This window comes from Corynebacterium sp. HMSC064E10 (genome assembly GCF_001812505.1).
Classification (GTDB): domain Bacteria; phylum Actinomycetota; class Actinomycetes; order Mycobacteriales; family Mycobacteriaceae; genus Corynebacterium; species Corynebacterium amycolatum.
The window spans coordinates 1,318,455-1,334,663 of record NZ_KV809173.1 but is presented as its reverse complement, the minus strand read 5'-3'; the positions used below and the strand labels follow the sequence as shown (position 1 = coordinate 1,334,663).

General features: G+C 59.7%; 11 protein-coding genes. 3 read left to right on the top strand and 8 right to left on the bottom strand.

The genetic code is table 11. From position 1 onward, the window contains the following. Positions 1 to 322: 322 nt before the first annotated feature. From HMPREF2860_RS07695 to HMPREF2860_RS07685, 3 genes are all read right to left on the bottom strand, one after another. Positions 323 to 2,086 carry a phospho-sugar mutase gene (locus HMPREF2860_RS07695; RefSeq protein ID WP_070559980.1) on the bottom strand — a complete coding sequence of 588 codons (1,764 nt, stop codon included), beginning with the start codon at positions 2,084 to 2,086 and terminating at the stop codon, positions 323 to 325. A gap of 10 nt (positions 2,087 to 2,096) precedes the next feature. Next, positions 2,097 to 2,747, bottom strand: a complete 651-nt coding sequence (gene deoC / locus HMPREF2860_RS07690; protein WP_049172494.1) for a deoxyribose-phosphate aldolase — start codon at positions 2,745 to 2,747, stop codon at positions 2,097 to 2,099. 74 nt (positions 2,748 to 2,821) lie between these two features. Continuing rightward, the gene (locus HMPREF2860_RS07685) at positions 2,822 to 4,108 is read right to left on the bottom strand and encodes a thymidine phosphorylase (protein ID WP_070628741.1); all 1,287 of its coding nucleotides are present in this window, start codon (positions 4,106 to 4,108) and stop codon (positions 2,822 to 2,824) included. A 169-nt stretch (positions 4,109 to 4,277) separates the two neighbouring features. On the opposite strand from HMPREF2860_RS07685, the gene HMPREF2860_RS07680 reads away from it, so the two are divergent. Further along, positions 4,278 to 4,697 (top strand): cytidine deaminase, encoded by a 420-nt coding sequence (locus HMPREF2860_RS07680; RefSeq protein WP_070559982.1) that lies wholly within the window; start codon positions 4,278 to 4,280, stop codon positions 4,695 to 4,697. Between the two features lie 45 nt (positions 4,698 to 4,742). After that, entirely contained in the window at positions 4,743 to 5,960 is a 1,218-nt protein-coding gene (locus HMPREF2860_RS07675) for a NupC/NupG family nucleoside CNT transporter (RefSeq protein WP_038627249.1), read from the top strand. Here HMPREF2860_RS07675 and HMPREF2860_RS07670 read toward each other — a convergent pair. The 3 genes from HMPREF2860_RS07670 to HMPREF2860_RS07660 all read right to left on the bottom strand — a co-directional run bounded on the left by HMPREF2860_RS07670 (position 5,955) and on the right by HMPREF2860_RS07660 (position 10,517). Then, entirely contained in the window at positions 5,955 to 6,962 is a 1,008-nt protein-coding gene (locus HMPREF2860_RS07670; RefSeq protein ID WP_224786663.1) for a YihY/virulence factor BrkB family protein, read from the bottom strand. The two genes, HMPREF2860_RS07675 and HMPREF2860_RS07670, sit on opposite strands and share 6 nt — an antisense overlap. Positions 6,963 to 7,195: 233 nt before the next feature. Then, complete coding sequence (locus tag HMPREF2860_RS07665; RefSeq protein WP_070559984.1) at positions 7,196 to 8,215, bottom strand: sugar-binding transcriptional regulator; 1,020 nt, start codon at positions 8,213 to 8,215, stop codon at positions 7,196 to 7,198. Between the two features lie 259 nt (positions 8,216 to 8,474). Further along, the gene (locus HMPREF2860_RS07660; RefSeq protein WP_070628740.1) at positions 8,475 to 10,517 is read right to left on the bottom strand and encodes a M13 family metallopeptidase; all 2,043 of its coding nucleotides are present in this window, start codon (positions 10,515 to 10,517) and stop codon (positions 8,475 to 8,477) included. A 106-nt stretch (positions 10,518 to 10,623) separates the two neighbouring features. On the opposite strand from HMPREF2860_RS07660, the gene HMPREF2860_RS07655 reads away from it, so the two are divergent. Beyond that, positions 10,624 to 11,589, top strand: coding sequence for a glycoside hydrolase family 25 protein (locus HMPREF2860_RS07655; RefSeq protein WP_070559988.1), 966 nt, complete (start codon positions 10,624 to 10,626; stop codon positions 11,587 to 11,589). A 28-nt stretch (positions 11,590 to 11,617) separates the two neighbouring features. Here the strand turns inward: HMPREF2860_RS07655 and HMPREF2860_RS07650 are convergent, their stop codons facing one another. Next, on the bottom strand, positions 11,618 to 12,646 hold the full coding sequence (locus HMPREF2860_RS07650; protein WP_070559991.1) for a TIGR00730 family Rossman fold protein: 1,029 nt from the start codon (positions 12,644 to 12,646) through the stop codon (positions 11,618 to 11,620). A gap of 40 nt (positions 12,647 to 12,686) precedes the next feature. Then, entirely contained in the window at positions 12,687 to 16,085 is a 3,399-nt protein-coding gene (locus HMPREF2860_RS07645) for an arabinosyltransferase domain-containing protein (protein ID WP_070559993.1), read from the bottom strand. Between the last annotated feature and the right edge of the window lie 124 nt (positions 16,086 to 16,209).

Genomic DNA, 16,209 nt, shown 5'->3' with positions numbered 1-16,209 from the left:
GTAGCGAATGGTGTTCCATCCCCCTGGGGACACGGTTAACGTCTTTTATTGTATTACTGGGAAAACTGTAAAGCATATTAGGAGACGCATGTCGTCCGCAAAATGCGGCAAGGGCGGGTTTAGCTAGACCCGAAATGAGGTGGTGAGCCTCAAATGAGGGCGCGGCCATCGAGAAACTGCTTAAGTTTATGGCAGTTTCGGCACTAATTTCTGCTTGTTTTTGTCATAAACCTAGTCAGTAACTCATGAGCCGGCCCAAGACTCCGGGCTGCACATGCGCACCCCAGTTTGTTGCGAGGTGTAGCTAGTAGCTGCTCAGTGGCTACATCCCCAGGATTTCCTTGAGCTCGGCCTTGATCTGGTCGAGGCGTTCGGCAGCGGCGGCGTGTGGAATCGCAGCCGGCGCGGCCGGCAGCACGACCTCCAAGTAGCACTTCAGCTTCGGCTCCGTGCCGGAAGGCCGGGCAATGACGCGGTCGTTGGCCTCGGTGAGAATGAGAATGCCGTCGGTAGGCGGGATGTGATAGCTCTCGCCCTTGGCGTCGACCATGTCTAGGCCGTCATTCATGTCCGTGACCTGCGTGACCTCCGATCCGGCCAGCTGTGCAGGCGGGTTGGCGCGTAGAGTGTCCATGCCCTTGGTAATCAGCGAGCGGTCCTCGACTCGGAAGGTCAACGGGGCGGTCTTGTAGAGGCCGTGGGCGCAGGCGACCTCATCCAGCAGGTCCTGAATGCCCAGCCCCTGGCCCTTCAACCGCGCCACCGCGTCGGCGACACGCACCGCCGCAGATACGCCGTCCTTGTCTCGCACGACTGCCGGATCGGTGCAGTAGCCAATGGCCTCCTCGTAGCCGAAGATGAGCCCATCCACACCAGCAATCCACTTAAAGCCGGTCAGAGTAGCGCGATAATTCAGTCCGTGACCTGCGGCAATCTTACCCAGCAGGCGCGAAGACACAATCGAGTTAGCCATCGTGGCCGGAAACTCCGCGCCCTCATCATTGGTCACGGTCGCAGTCCCACGGGCCTCGGCGTCCGCACCGATGACTTCACCCAGAAACGCACCGATGTCATCGCCGGAGAGCTGTCGCCAGCCACCGTCGACGCTGCTATCCGGAATAGCCACCGAGCAACGGTCCGCATCCGGGTCAGCCGCGATGATGACATCCGCGTCTTCGGCACGAGCCAGCTCAAACGCAAGATCCAAAGCACCGGCTTCCTCCGGGTTCGGGAACGATACCGTCGGGAACTCCGGATCCGGCGCGAACTGCTTCTCGACCACGCTGACATTCGAGAAACCTGCCGCGTTCAGTGTGCGCACGATGGTCTCGCCGCCGACGCCATGCATCGGGGTGAGGACAATCTTCGCTGCCTGCTTCTCTTCGCTTGACGACGTCGTTGCGAGCGCAGCCGCCCGTTTCACATAGGCATCCAGCAGTTCAGGACCAACCTGCTCGACGGCATCGAAGTCGCGCGGGACCTCATTCGCCGGGGGAGTAGCGGCAATGGCTTCCGCAATTTGTTTGTCATGGGGCGCGATAATCTGGACGCCTCGGCGGGAATCCGACTCCACCGCGCGGCCACCGAGGTAAACCTTGTAGCCATTGTCCTTTGGTGGATTGTGGCTGGCCGTGACCATGATGCCGGCATCGGCATTGAGGTGGCGCACGGCAAAGGCAGTCACCGGTGTGGGCAGCTGCTGTGGCAGAGCCAGGGCCATGCCACCGGCTGCGGCGACAACCGCTGCGGCATCGCGGTGAAAGTCAGCGGAGCCGTGGCGGGCATCGCAACCAATGACCACGGTGAAGTCATCGCCCACAATGTTCTTCAGATGCGCAACCAAGCCAGCGGTGGCACGGATGACCGTGGCACGGTTCATGCGGGACTGGCCAGCTGCAACGACACCGCGAAGACCTGCAGTGCCGAATTCGAGTGGCCCGGCAAAACGGCTTTCCAGCTCGGCAATCGCATCGGGGTTGGCGGCCTTGGCTTCGTCGTAAAGCGAGGAGAGTTCGGCGGCGGTGGCCTTGTCCGGATCGTGGGCGATCCAATCGGTGATGGTGGCTTGTAGCTGTTCGGAGAGCATCGGTGTTCGCCTACTTCAGACCATCGAGGACAGCGGCGGAGGAGGAAAGGCCCAGGCGGGAGGCGCCCGCAGCAATCATTTCCTCGGCGGCAGCGGCATCGCGGATACCGCCAGAAGCCTTGACACCCAGGCGGTCGCCGACGGTTTCGCGCATGAGCTTCACAGCGTGAGCGGAAGCGCCGCCGGCCGGGTGGAAGCCTGTGGAGGTCTTGACGAAGTCTGCGCCTGCGGACTCGGAGGCCTTGCAGGCTGCGATGATTTCCTCATCGGTCAGGGCGGCCGACTCGATGATGACCTTCAAGATCTTGCCCGGAATGGCATCGCGAACAGTCTTGATTTCGGCCTCGAGGTCGTCGAAGCGGTGCTCCTTGGCGAAGGCGATGTTGATGACCATGTCGACTTCTTCAGCACCATCGGCCACAGCGCGAGCAGCTTCAGCAGCCTTGACCTCGGCCTTTACCGCGCCGGAGGGGAAACCGACGACAGTGGCGATATGCAGGCCCTCTGGCACCTCGACTGGGAGCTGCGAAGGGGAGATGCAGATGGAGTAGGTGCCGAGCTTGGCGGCCTCGGCGATAAGAGCCTTGACCTGGTCAGAGGTGGCTTCTGGCTTGAGTAGGGTGTGGTCAATCATCTTGGCAACATCAGCGCGGGAAGTCATGGGAGAAATCAAGTCCTTTCGGAAATTTGGGAGAGAGCTTAAAAGTAGGTGCTTAAAAGTAGGGAGGTGGCGGGCTAGGACACGCGATCGAGGATAATCTCGCGCTCGGCTGTCGGCGCGGTGTCGCCGATTTCAATGCCCGGCTCGATGGACTCGAGGGCGCGCTCGAACTTATCCGGAGTTTCAGTGTGCAGCGTGAGCAGCTTCTGGCCCTTGACCACCTTGTCTCCCGGCTTGGCAAAAATCTCAATACCGGCAGTGGCCTGCACCGGATCATCCTTACGAGCACGTCCCGCGCCCAAGCGCCAGGAACCAACGCCGAGAGCCAGTGCATCCAGCTTGGTCAGGTAACCGTCAGCCTGCGCAACCACATCGTGCGTGTGAGGTGCCACCGGCAAAGCGGCATCCGGATCGCCGCCCTGAGCGCGGATCATCTTCTTCCACGAATCCATTGCGCGGCCGTCCTTCAGTGCCTTCTCCACGTCGGCATCGTGTACGCCGGCCAGCTCCAGCATGTTTCGGGCCAGCTCACAGGTCAGCTCCACGACATCTGCGGGGCCACCACCTGCGAGAACTTCCACCGATTCGCGGACCTCGAGGGCATTGCCGATGGTCAGACCCAGCGGAGTGGACATGTCCGTCAGCAGTGCGCGGGTGTTCACACCCGCGTCGTTGCCCAGGTCAACCATGGTGCGAGCCAGCTCACGAGCCTGATCCAGGTCCTTCATGAAGGCGCCCGAACCGACCTTGACATCCAGCACCAAGTTGGAAGTGCCCTCCGCAATCTTCTTGGACATGATTGACGAGGCAATCAGCGGAATGCAGTCCACCGTCGAGGTGATGTCACGCAGCGCGTAAATCTTCTTGTCCGCAGGTGCCAGGCCCGCACCGGCTGCTGCGACGACCGCACCGGAATTCTCCAGAATCTGCATCAAGCGATCATTCGGAACATCCGCCTGCCAGCCTGGAATGGATTCCAGCTTGTCCAAGGTGCCGCCGGTGTGTCCGAGGCCGCGACCGGACAGCTGTGGGACGGCCACGCCGTAGGAGGACACCAGTGGGCCCAGCGGCAGCGTGATCTTGTCACCGACACCACCTGTGGAGTGCTTGTCCGTGGTGGGCTTGCTCAGCGATGCGAAGCTCATGGTCTCGCCCGAGTCAATCATCGCCTGAGTCCAATCCACAATCTCGCGGCGGTTCATGCCGCGGATGAAGATGGCCATGTTCAGCGCCGCCATCTGCTCATCGCCCACGACGCCGCGGGTGTAGGCGTCAATGATCCAGGAAATCTCCTCCGGATTGAGCTCACCGCCATCACGCTTTACCTTGATGACGTCAACTACATCGAACTTTTCAGCCATTGTTCGCTCCTTTTATAGGCGATTGTGCTTAGCGATATTGGTCTTGTGAACTCTGCTGATTCCGATTATCATCAGCACTAGAACAAATGTCAATAGGTAACTTTCCATTTGTACCCACATAAGTATGTTTGCATAAATACCTCGAACAGGTTCGGAGAGGGAGAGCACAATGTCCCACATCTCAGACGAAGAACTGCTGGCTAAGGCCTACGCAGCCACGGAAAACTCGTACGTCCCCTATTCAGGTTTTCCGGTCGGTGCCGCACTTCTGCTTGACGACGGCACGGTGGTCACAGGCTGCAACGTAGAAAATGCATCCTATGGGTTGACCAACTGCGCAGAGCGCACAGCCGTATTCCGCATGGTCGTGGAGCACGGCGGCAACCATAAGATTGCGGCCTGCGCCATCGTCGGGCGAAAGGCGGCACCGTGCCACCCCTGTGGCGCCTGTCGGCAAGTCCTGCACGAATTTGGGTGCAAGCGCGTCATAGTGGAGTCCGAGCGCCCGGAAAATGGTGGTTTGGGCGCTCCGTCCAGCATTGACTTCGAAAAAATTCTCCCTTACTCCTTTGGTCCCGAGGACCTGTAGGCATCATCACCACAGCCTCTTTTATCAAGAAAGAAGACCTTAGTCATGGATAGACTGCAAGGCTTACTGGGCATCATCCTCGTCATCGGATTTGCCATTGCTATCTCAAAGAACAGGAAAGCCATTAACTGGCGCACACTCGGCGTTGGCCTGCTGCTGCAAGCGGTATTCGCGCTGGTAGTGCTGAAGTGGGAACCTGGCTTCCAGGCGCTGAAGAGTGTGGCCGGTGCCATTGAGAAGATGATCGATTTTACAAATGAGGGCACCTCTTTTGTGTTCGGTAATCTTTTCGACGACACGGGTAAGAACTTCGTCTTCGTGCTTAACGTGTTGCCAGTGATCATCTTCCTGGGCGCAGTCCTCGGTGCCCTCTACTACCTGCGGGTAGTGCAGTACTTCGTCGAATATGTGGGCTCCGCACTGAAGTTCATTATGGGTACCTCGAAGGTGGAGTCCGTCTTCGCTTCCACGGTGATTTTCCTCGGGCAGTCGGAGGCTCCACTCGTCGTTAAGCCGTATATTCCGAAACTGACCAAGTCGGAGCTGTTCGCATGTATGTCGGGCGGTTTTGCGTCGGTGGCCGGATCGACCTTGATCGGGTACTCCCTGCTCGGTGCGCCGTTGGAATACCTGCTGGCGGCATCGGTAATGAACGCGCCGGGCTCGCTGCTGATTGCGAAAACTTTCTGGCCGGAGACAGAGGAATCTGATCTGGATGCGTCGGTGAAGGATGTCCGCGATACCGAGTCGAAGAACGTCATTGATGCGCTTGGATCGGGTGCGCTGGCCGGCGGTCGTATTGCTGTGGTTGTGGCATGTCTGTTGATTGCGTTCATCGCTGTGATTGCGATGCTGTCGGCGATGATCGGCGGCATTGGCGGCTGGTTCGGTCAGGATAACTGGTCTCTGGAAGGACTGTTCGGCCTAATCTTTGCGCCAATTGCATGGCTGATTGGTGTGCCGTGGGAGAACGCAGGGCTGGTCGGTAGCTTCATTGGTGAGAAGACGATTCTGAACGAGTTCGTCGGCTACACCTCGTTCTCTGAGCACGTCGACTCGCTGGATCCGAAGTCCATCATGCTGGCGACCTTCGCCCTGGCCGGCTTCGCTAACCTGTCGTCCATTGCGATTCAGATTGGTTCCTTCGGCGCGCTGTCGCCGGAGCGCCGCGGTGAGATTGCCAAGAACGGTCCACTGGCGCTAATCGCGGGTCTGTGCACCAACCTGCTCAACGCAGCAATCGTGGGTGTGATTGCGCTATAGCTCTTCCTCAGTTCGGAATTCGGCCGCCTGCTTTTCTAGATTCTGATGGATTTTCTGCTCGCCCTCGGCGGCAGCGGTAGCCCGAGGCGGAAGCTGGATGTATCGCTCTGAGGGCAGGCCAGCGCGCAGTTGGCGCATCCTCTCAACCTCGGCATCCAGCTTAAAGCCGAAGACCACGACCACATTAATGCTCCAGAGTGCGGTCATCAGCGCGATAACCGCACCCATGGCGCCATAGGGATTCGAAGCCGCAAAGTTGAATAAGTACAGCTGGAGCGCCTTGCCGATGATCAGCGAGCTAATAATTGCCAGTGCCGAACCTGTGCTGAGCCAGCGGAATTTGCGCATGCGCACGTTCGGCGTGAAGTAGTACAGCGAGCCAATCAGAATCATCGACATGACGATAATCACCGGCCAGCGCAGCCAACTCCAGACGGAGATGCAGAAGTCAATGACCTGTCGCGTGGTCGATTCAATACCCAATGGGCGGGCAACCGGTTCGACAATGGTGATAACTAGCTGGTCATTGACAATAATCGCAATAAGTAGCACCACAGTGCCGATTAACAGCTGCAGCGTAATGGCGACCATGAGCAGGTGGTAGCGAATCAGCGTGCGACCTTCGGAAACGCCGTAGATGGAGTTTGCCGTACGCGAAAAAGCGCGCGTGTAGGCCGAGGACGAAATCAGTGCAAAGACAATACCGATAGTCAGTGCGACAAGACCGCCCGTGGCGGAGCCGATAATCGTTGAAATGACATTGCGGATCGGTTCGGCATACTCAGCCGGAATGTAGCTGCGGATGAAATCCTCGGTCAGACGGTTGAGGTCTTCTGTATAGCCGGCCAGCATCAGCGTGGCAATTGAATAAATCGCAAGCAGTGCAGGCGCGAAGGTCAACACCGTGTAATAGGTCAACTTCGCGGCAGCGTCGAAACCGAGCTCCAAGAAAAACTCAATACCCGCACGCTTGAGAGCGTAGAGCGCTCCTTTCCACCCCACGGGTGGCAACTTCTTTGCGGACTGAGCAAAAGATGCGTCTGCCGACTCGTAGGCCTGGAGTGTGTGCCTGATTTGCTGTGCTGGTGACACCTAAACAATCGTCCTCTCCGACCGGACAGCGGCTGCAACATATATGCGGACATGTGCGCTCGCTTAAGTCTATCGGTCGAAGAGGACAAAGACGCTTCTCGGGCCCGGGTGTCAGTTCTTTGTACTGATGCGTTCCGGGACGGTTATTCCGTGGCAGGGGAAGGGGTGGAGCTATCAGGGGAGTCTGGCGAGCCCGGTGCAGCCGGTGCAGCCGGTGCAGCCGGTGAGTCCAGCGCAAGCAGGCGTTCAGCGGTGGCATCGTCGATGACCAGGTGAGTAGCCAAATTTGTTCGAAGGGCCACGTCGATGGCCGCGGCCTTGTGTGCGCCACCGGCCACAAGTACCCGAGTGGGGATCCGGCGCAGGTCAGAGAGGCTGATACCTACCGTGCGGGCATCGACCTCTGGCAGCGCAATGCCACCGTCAGCGCGATAGAAGCGTGAGCAGGCATCGCCCACTGCGCGCTCCACGAGCAAGTCTTTTTCGGTTGCCGACAGCTGTCCCAAGTTCAAGGCCAGCGAATCATGGTCGACGGCGCCGACGGTGAAAACTGCAATGTCCACCGTCCGGCCAAGAGCCAAAACGCTGGCAATGAACCGATCCTGTTCCACGATGCGCTTGGTCTCGACCGAATCGAAAATCACCGGCAGCGGCAGTGTGCGGGCATAGGCGTGGAAAGCGTGGCAGAAAGCGCCAATAGTGCGGATGTCGTTCGTGGACTTATCGGAGTGGCTCATTCCTCCCTTGAGCTGCACAATTTCCACGCCCGAGACATCCTTGGACTTCAGTTGCGTGGATACGGAGTACATGGTCTTACCCCACGAAACTCCGAGAAGGGTACCGTCGACCACCAGCTCGTCGAGAAGCTCGGCGCCCACGCGCCCCAACTCGCGGAGCAAGACTGCGTTGCCAGCGCGAGCCGGTTGCGCCAGCCGCACATCGTTCAACTTGTAGCGATCCCGCATCTGCGTAGCGGTCTCTGAGGCTTCCTCGCGCGGATCATGGATCTCAATGCGCACGTAACCGCGCTCACGGCCAAGGTTGAGCAGTTTAGAAACCGTTGGGCGGGAAACCCCGAGTTCGGTTGCAACCTGAGACTGTGTGAGCCCCTCGCCGTAATAGAGTTTGACGGCGGTGAGTGCCTGGATGTCGCGACTGTCCACAGCGGCCTCCTCCAACAAGAGCACTTAGCAAGCGCACTTGTAACAGGAACCTCGCTTGATTGTGGCCCTGCCCGACTTGATCATCGGGAAAGCGTGCGCCTCACCTGTGATTTTAGTTCCACGTTTGCAAAAACAAAAAGCGAGCTTTTGCATTTGTAGTAAATGGTGAGACGTTGGCTGTCCCCGGAGGCTGCGGAAGACCTCGGAGGGCCCCAGAAGACGTTGTAGGGTATCGCAGCGCAGGCTGGGGCCCGCAGAATTACCAGATATTCACGCGCTCATTCGGCTCACGCCACATGCCGTCGCCCGCTGAAGTGCCGAAGGCCTCATGGAACTCATCGATGTTGCTGGCAATGACGTTGCAGCGGAATTCCGCCGGCGAGTGCGGGTCGATGGCAAGCAGCTGGCGTGCAAACTCCGGACGAATCTTGGAACGCCAGACCAGTGCCCACTGCTTGAACAGGTCGCGGTAGGTCTCTGGGGTGTCCTCCAATCCGAGCTCCTCACCGCGGGCAGCGAGGAAACGTCGGAAAGCGACGACGGCAATACCAAGCCCGCCCAAGTCACCGATGTTCTCGCCCAGGGTGAAGCGACCATTGACGCCAGGCAGGTCAGAGCCCTCTTCTCCCTCCTCGGCCTGCTCGCGCAGGGCCTGCGGAACCAGGCCCTCGTACTGGTCCACCAGCGCGGCGGTCAGCTTCTCAAAAGCTGCGCGATCCTCATCGGTCCACCACTGGTGAAGGTTGCCGTGACCGTCATACTGCGAGCCCTGGTCATCAAAACCATGCCCAATCTCGTGACCAATAACCGCACCGATGCCACCGAAGTTCTCCGCCGGGGAAGCGTCTGGTGAGAAGAACGGCGACTGCAAAATCGCAGCCGGGAACGTGATGTCATTGACCACCGGATTGTAGAAGGCATTGACCGTCTGCGGAGTGCCATGCCACTCATCACGATTGGCCGGGGTGCCCAGCTTTGCCACCTCATAATCATGCGCAAAAGCGCTGGCAGCGCGAGCATTGTCCATCAGGGAATCCCCGAGCTCCATCGCCGAGTAATCACGCCAACGCTCCGGGTAACCAATCTTGGCCTTAAACAGCGACAGCTTCTCCAGTGCCCGCTGCTGCGTCGCCTTCGTCATCCACGGCAGCTCCGAAATGCGCTCCCGGTATGCCGCCAGCAGGTAGTCCACTAGTTCCAGGACCTGCTCTTTGTACTCCGGCGGGAAATGCTTTTCCACATACAGCTTGCCGACGTCGTGTCCAACCGCCCCGTCCGCAAAGGCAACACCACGCTTCCAGCGTGCACGCTGCTCGGTCGAACCCTGCAAGGTGCGGCCGTAGAAGTTAAAGCTCTCCGCAGAGAAGTCATCCGACAGGTAGGCGGCGCGCTGGTGGAGGACGCGCCACAGTGCCCACAGGCGCAGATCTGCCAGGTCAGTGTCCTGCCACAGCTTGCTCAAGTGCTCGAAGTACGACGGCATCATCACCACGATGGTGTCGATGGCAGTCTGGTTCGTCTCATTCACGCCGGTGGCCGCGAGCCACTCCGCGACCGGGAAGCCGGTGGGGAGGTCAGCAATGGCCGTCTTGTTATAGGTCTTCAGTGCATCGCGGGTATCGACCACATTCCAGTGACCAGCGGCAATTCGCTTTTCAAAAGCCACGATGCGCGCCGCCGCAGCGGCCGGGTTCACCAACTCGAATGCAGCAAGCGCGGTGGAGAGGTTCCCCGCGCCGTCGTCATGCGAGGAGAGGAGCTTCAACATAGCGGCAATATGCTGCTCATAGGCGACGAGGGTGTCGGCGTGACCAGGCTCGCGGTAGTAAGCCTCATCCGGGAGGCCGAGGCCCGACTGCAACAGATAAAGAGCATCCAGGTCCGAGCCGGAATCCTTCTCTACCCAGTACCCGAGCGCACCACCGACACCGAGGCGGTCGAGGCGGCCGAGCGCCAACGCCAGCTCATGCGCGTTCTCGGCGGAGGCGATCATTTCTAAATCCTGCGCGAGTGGGGCTGCGCCGGCGTTATTAATAGCGGCTTCGTCCATAAAAGAGTTGTACAAGCGAGCGACGCGGGAATTCGGATCCGCATCGGCGGCCGTGGTGATGAGCTCGCGGACGTTTTCCTCCGCCTCATCCCTCAGCTTGTAAAAGGCGCCATCGATGGGGCGGTCAGCCGGGATGACGTGATTGCTAATCCACTCGCCGTTGGTGGCCAAGTAGAGGTCATCCTGTGGGCGAGGAGTCGTTGAGAATTGGGACGTTGCGGACTGGGTCTCAGTATTAGTGCTATTCGTCATGCCGCCAGTCTAGGGGCAAGGGCGGATTGGGTCTGTGACTGGAGGGGTGAGATAAGTTTAGGCTTACGAATGGGGCTGAAGTGATTTAAGGGGTAAGGTGCAAACCATGAATTTTCTTCCACTCTCCGCGACCGCGGTGCTGAAGCGACGCCCGGGCCGCGCCACTTTGGCGGGTATCGTGGCCGTTGCGCCGCTGACCTTGGGCGTTATTGCACCGGCTGACGCGCAACCCCAGGATGCATCTGCACACTCCAACCCGTCCGCTGCTGATTCCAAGGGGTCGCTCGACTTTTTGACTGAATCACCGAGCATCACCGATGCGCCGCTTGCGTCGGATGTTCAGGAGTCGCAGGGCTCTGATGCCAACGGTTCGTCAACCGGTTCAGCCACCAGCGCATCGTCGAACTCGGCGCGCACCGGCTTCTACATGGGGCCGACTGGTGTGGACGTCTCCAAGTGGCAGCGCCCAGGTGGTGTCGCGCTGAAGTGGGACGAGGTCGCAGCCAGCGGCCAGAAGTTCGCTTTCATCAAGGCCACTGATGGTGTCGAAGGCGACCAGAAGTACTTCCTCGAGGACTCCATCGCCGCAGCTAAGGCCGGTCTGTACGTGGGCAGCTACCACAAGGCGCATCCGGATCGCTCCGCAACCGAGCAGGCCGATCAATATGTGGAAGCACTGCAGCAGCGCGATGAGCAAATCTCCACGGACAAGACATTGCCACCTGTGCTGGACATCGAGCTGGACAACGGCCTCAACCCGACCCAGCTGCAAAAGTGGACCAAGGACTTCCTCGAGCGCGTCGAGGAAAAGACCGGCGAAACCCCGATGATTTACACCTACCGTTGGTTCTGGCAGAACCCAATGGGTAACTCGACCGACTTCACCGACTACCCGTTGTGGCTCGCCGCCTACCAAGACAGCGCTCCGACCTCGCTGCCGGGCGGTTGGGAGAGCATGACCTTCTGGCAGCGTTCCTCCACCGGCCGCATCGATGGCATCCCGACCATCGTCGATGAGGATGTCTTCAACGGCACCGAAGCCGAGCTGCAGCAGCTGGCTGCTGCTCACTAGTGATGTGTTGTGGGGGGCTGGGAACAGGCTAAAACTTCGTCCGCCCCGCACGCCACGCAATCAACGCAGGCAGGAGTTTGTCGACGTCGTCGACGACGATAAGCGCATCGAGAAGCTCCGGCCGCACAAAGCCCGCATCCACAACATTGCGCAGTAGCACCAGCAGGGGCTCCCAGAAGCCCGAAGGTCCCAGCAACGCCACCGGCTTGGCATGAATCCCCAGGTGCTGCTGGGTCCACACCTCGAAGAACTCTTCCAGTGTGCCCGCACCGCCGGGGAGCGCAACAAAAGCATCGCCGAGCTCATACATGCGCGACTTTCGATCGGCCATAGTCGCAACAGTTTCCAGGTGAGTCAGCCGCGGATGGGCGATTTCCTTCTTGACCAGGACCTCGGGGATGACACCGGTGACACTGCCGCCGTCGTCAAGCGCTGCGTTAGCAACCGTGCCCATAAGACCAATCGCCGCGCCACCGTAGACGAGCTCCACTCGATTTTTCGCGAGTGTCTGGCCGAGGCGTTCGGCGGTGACGCGCCAGGCGGGATCGTTGCCGAAACCGGAGCCGCAGAAAACAGTCAGTGATGACAGTGCGCGCTGTGGCTGTTCACGGCCAGCGGCAAGCTGCGGCAGCTCTTCACGGAGCTTCGGCAGAGTGGTCTCGGCCAGCATAGGGGCGATTTTCCCGGTCGGCAGCCAGGGGTCGAGCCAGCGGACCTCTTCAATCTCGGCATGGGGCTGAACGTTCGCCAGTTCATCGGTGAACTCTCCGACATAGCGCACATGGTGGCCGACGACCTCGAAGCCCGCCTCGTTGGCGGCGGCTGCACGGGCGATATTCCACGGACGCAACAGCGAAAGGTCGATGTCCACGCCGAGTTCCTCGGAGACCTCGCGAGCGGCGGTGACCTCCGGGGCATCGACGGACTCACCCGGCTCGAACTTGCCGCCGGGCAGCATGAACGTATCCGTACCCCGCTTACGAACGCACAAAACCCGCCCCACCGGGTCAGTCACAACCATTGCGGCGACAACGATGGAACGGGTTTGTGCAGTCACGCGGGCTCCTTAGGTGAAGGAAGCGCCGAGGCTCTTTCGCCTAGGGATCCTTCACAATCATCTTCCCGGGCGAGTATAGACCCGAGCGAGTGATATCTTCATACTCAATTTCGGCGACATCCGGCTTGACCTTGTCCTTATTCGGACGCGGCGAGAGCTTCTCGACGGAACCCCAGTCGCGGCGCCAGTCGTTCTTGAGGTAAGTCGGTACAGACGTAGCCTCATTCACAGCGTCGGAGAATCCGAGCGGACCACCGCCATCGACCGACTGCCAGACATCTGCGCCGACGACCTTCAGACCACGGTCCGGAGTGATGCGGTACTCCGGAAGTTCCGCGACACCGGCGTAGTGGTCGAACGGACGCTGGCACGGGAACTGGAAGGCAACCGGCCAGTCCGGGATAGTCGCAGTTTCCGGTGAGATGACATCAGTCATCGACTGCAGTTCGGCCAGGCGAGGCGGGGTCAGCGCCAGCCACTGATCCTCGGAGACATCATTGTCCTCCGCGACCAGTCGCACAGCGGTGGCTCCCTCTGGGATCTCCTCGGTCAGGAAGCGCAGGTTACGCCAGGTCGGAGCAGGACCGATATCAATCGGCTCCGACTCGGAGAGGACCTCGAAGCCGCCCTCGTCGCCGCCCTTGCGACCGTACTGTGCCACCAGCTTGCGACCCGGCTGAGCCACACCGTTGATGTCGTGGTGGAAGATACGGCCGGCCGCCGATACGACGAGTAGCGGGTGGTCCTCGTCAATCTCAGGCAGCTGGAACCAGGAAGTTTCCAGGCTTGCCGGACGCTGAATGTCCTCGGAGTAGGAGCCAAGCACCGGCACCTTATCCGGATTCAAGCCAAATGGCAGCTCGACCTGCGAGCCGTTGACACCCTTGTCGGCGCGCTTACCGCCGTCGGTGCCCGACGCGGAACCGCCCTCAACTGTGGCTTCCGGATCAGAAGATTGATCATCAGTGTCGGCAGTACTTGCCTGGCTCTGGCTGGTGTCCACAGCTTCGGCCTTCATGTTTGACGGGACGCCGTTCGGGTCGAAGCCACGGCTCTTGCCGCCACCGCGCAGCGATTCCGCTAGCGGCTTGCCATCGACGGTATTTAGGAAGCCATCGTTCGGATCGGTTTCCATCAGCACATCGCTCGCTAGATTACATGTCTGACCAGTCAAGGAGCGGATATTACCCGCGGCGACAGAGTAGGCCGGGTACTGCGATACTGCGCCCTTGCCCAGCGAAGCCACCATGAACATCGTCACCAACAGTGTCGTCACCGCAATCGGGGACGATGCAACTGCATTGATGCGGCGCACGCGTGCCGACTTTTCCTGCGACTTCGACTTGGTACGGAACTCCTGGACGAAGTTCATTACTGCACCAGCCAGCAGCAGTAGCAAGGCCAGAGCCAATACTGCTGAACCCAGCTGGTGGCCGCGCAGCTGAATGGTCTTGTCGAACCACGGCACACCGTAGGACGACACATACCACCAGCCGTTAATACCCATCAGCGAGAAAGCGAGGATGAAGGTGAAACCACCGGCAAAGAACAGCTGGTTGCGCGGGTTACCTGCTACCCAATGGCTAATGGCCATGGCGGCAAGTGCTGCCAGGGAAGCCGCGATGCCCGCGTATACGCCGAAGTGGTGCGTCCACTTTGTCGGCGTGAAGGTCAGGAAGAACATGGTGCCGATGAACATGAACACCAGGCGTGCCGACGGACCGGCCAGAGCCCCCGGAACGGTGCGGTGACGAAGCAGCGCGGCAATCGTGATGCTCAAGCACGCCAGTGCAATCAGAACCGGGAAACGACGTGGGAAGGCGCCGTCGACCGACTGCAGCACCAGCCAGTAGTAGCGGACGTACTCGTTGTACCAAGGCTCCGACGGGCCGATGATGCTGCGGACGCGAATGGACTCGCGGACCGTGGCCAAAGTCTGGTCGCCGAAGACACCGACCAAGATGGCGGTGCCCGCGGCCAGGAATGGTGCAATCTGCATCAGTGGGGCCTGCCATCCACCACCGAGAGCCTTATGGCGCTCAACGACAATGCGCACCAGCATCGGGATGCCTGCGAGCAGGGCAGCAACTGCCATTAGGCCCGTTGGGCCCGAGCCTAGGGCCAGCGTGGCGATAACCACGGCAACTGCAGCCGGCAGTAGGCGTCGAGTCAGAATTGCGCGCTCGATGAAGACCCAGGTCAGCAAAGAACCCAGAGCAATGACCGGCTCCGGGCGCAGTCCGTTGTTGTACGGCAGCCAGAAGGCCAGCAGCACACCGGCAGCAGACCAGTAGGCCACCCGGCGCTGGGCAATCTGGTCGCCGAGGCGCGGGATAACCATGCGGGAGATAATGAACCACACCAGCAGTGCGGACAGCAGCGCAGGCAGGCGCATCCACAGAGATGAGGTGGACACCTTCACCATCAGCGACAGCAGGTCGTAGTAGGGGCTGCCGAACGGTGACTCAGGAGCGCCGAACCAACGGTAGTAGTTCGCCATGTAGCCCGACTCGTCGGAGACGCGCGCCATGGTGAAGATGTAACCGTCATCGGAAGTGTTGCCACCGATGAAGTGCCAAACAACCAAAATCGTGCCAACCAGGATGTCCAGCGGAGTCGGCTTCAACGCACCGCGCTTGAACAGCGGAGTGAAGGAGGAACCGTCGATACGGTCAATGCGAGCTAACGCGACCAGAGAAGCCAGCGTCAGAAGCAGACCCAAGTACATGACGATGTACTTCACCACTGTCGGGTGTGAGGTGTAGCGGGAGTCGATGTTCATGTGGACATCGAGTCCATCGGCTACGGCCTTGGCCGCGTCGCCGTCAGCGGGCAGGTCAGTGTAGATACCGGTGACCTGCGGACGGTAATCGCCGTGTACGACCGCGGTGAGCTTCTCGCCATCGGCATTCTTACCACCGTCGATGTTGACGGTGGTCTCATGCTCGTTTGAGCGGATCTCCAGGATCTTGCTCTTGTTGCTGGCAAGCTCCTTCTTATCCAGGCTCATCACCACGCTATCGCGCAGAATGACGTCGAGGCCGTCCTTGCCCGAACGCACCATCAAGCCCCGTTTGGTCGGCTTATCCGCGGTCGGCGGGATAGTCGACAATAGGGTTGTCCGCTTGTCGGAAAGTTCATCCGTCAGCGACAGAGGCAAATCGACGCTCAGGTCCAACGGTGCCTGCGCCATGAGTGGCGCATCCACTGAGTTCAGTGTGTCGCGCTGAGGCCAAGACACGGAGGACTGAGTATTCACGACCGGGAGGAACGGTGTGATGACAAAGCAAATGAAACCGACGATTCCAGCGATAATCGCTGTCCAACGAGTCAGTGTCGTAGGAGAGGGGCCGTCCATAGGCGGTCTCTCCACGCGGTCGATGGTCACTTCGGGTGAACCGTCGACACTTTCTTTGATTTCTTTAGTTTCGGCAGTCACAAGGAAAGATACTACGGTAATTGGCCTTTTTCTTTGAGTTTGCAACGCGAAAGTTACATCACAGTTTCCACATTAGTAACAGGAATCACGTTTGCGGCAGGGGATAGCCGCTCAATATCGACTT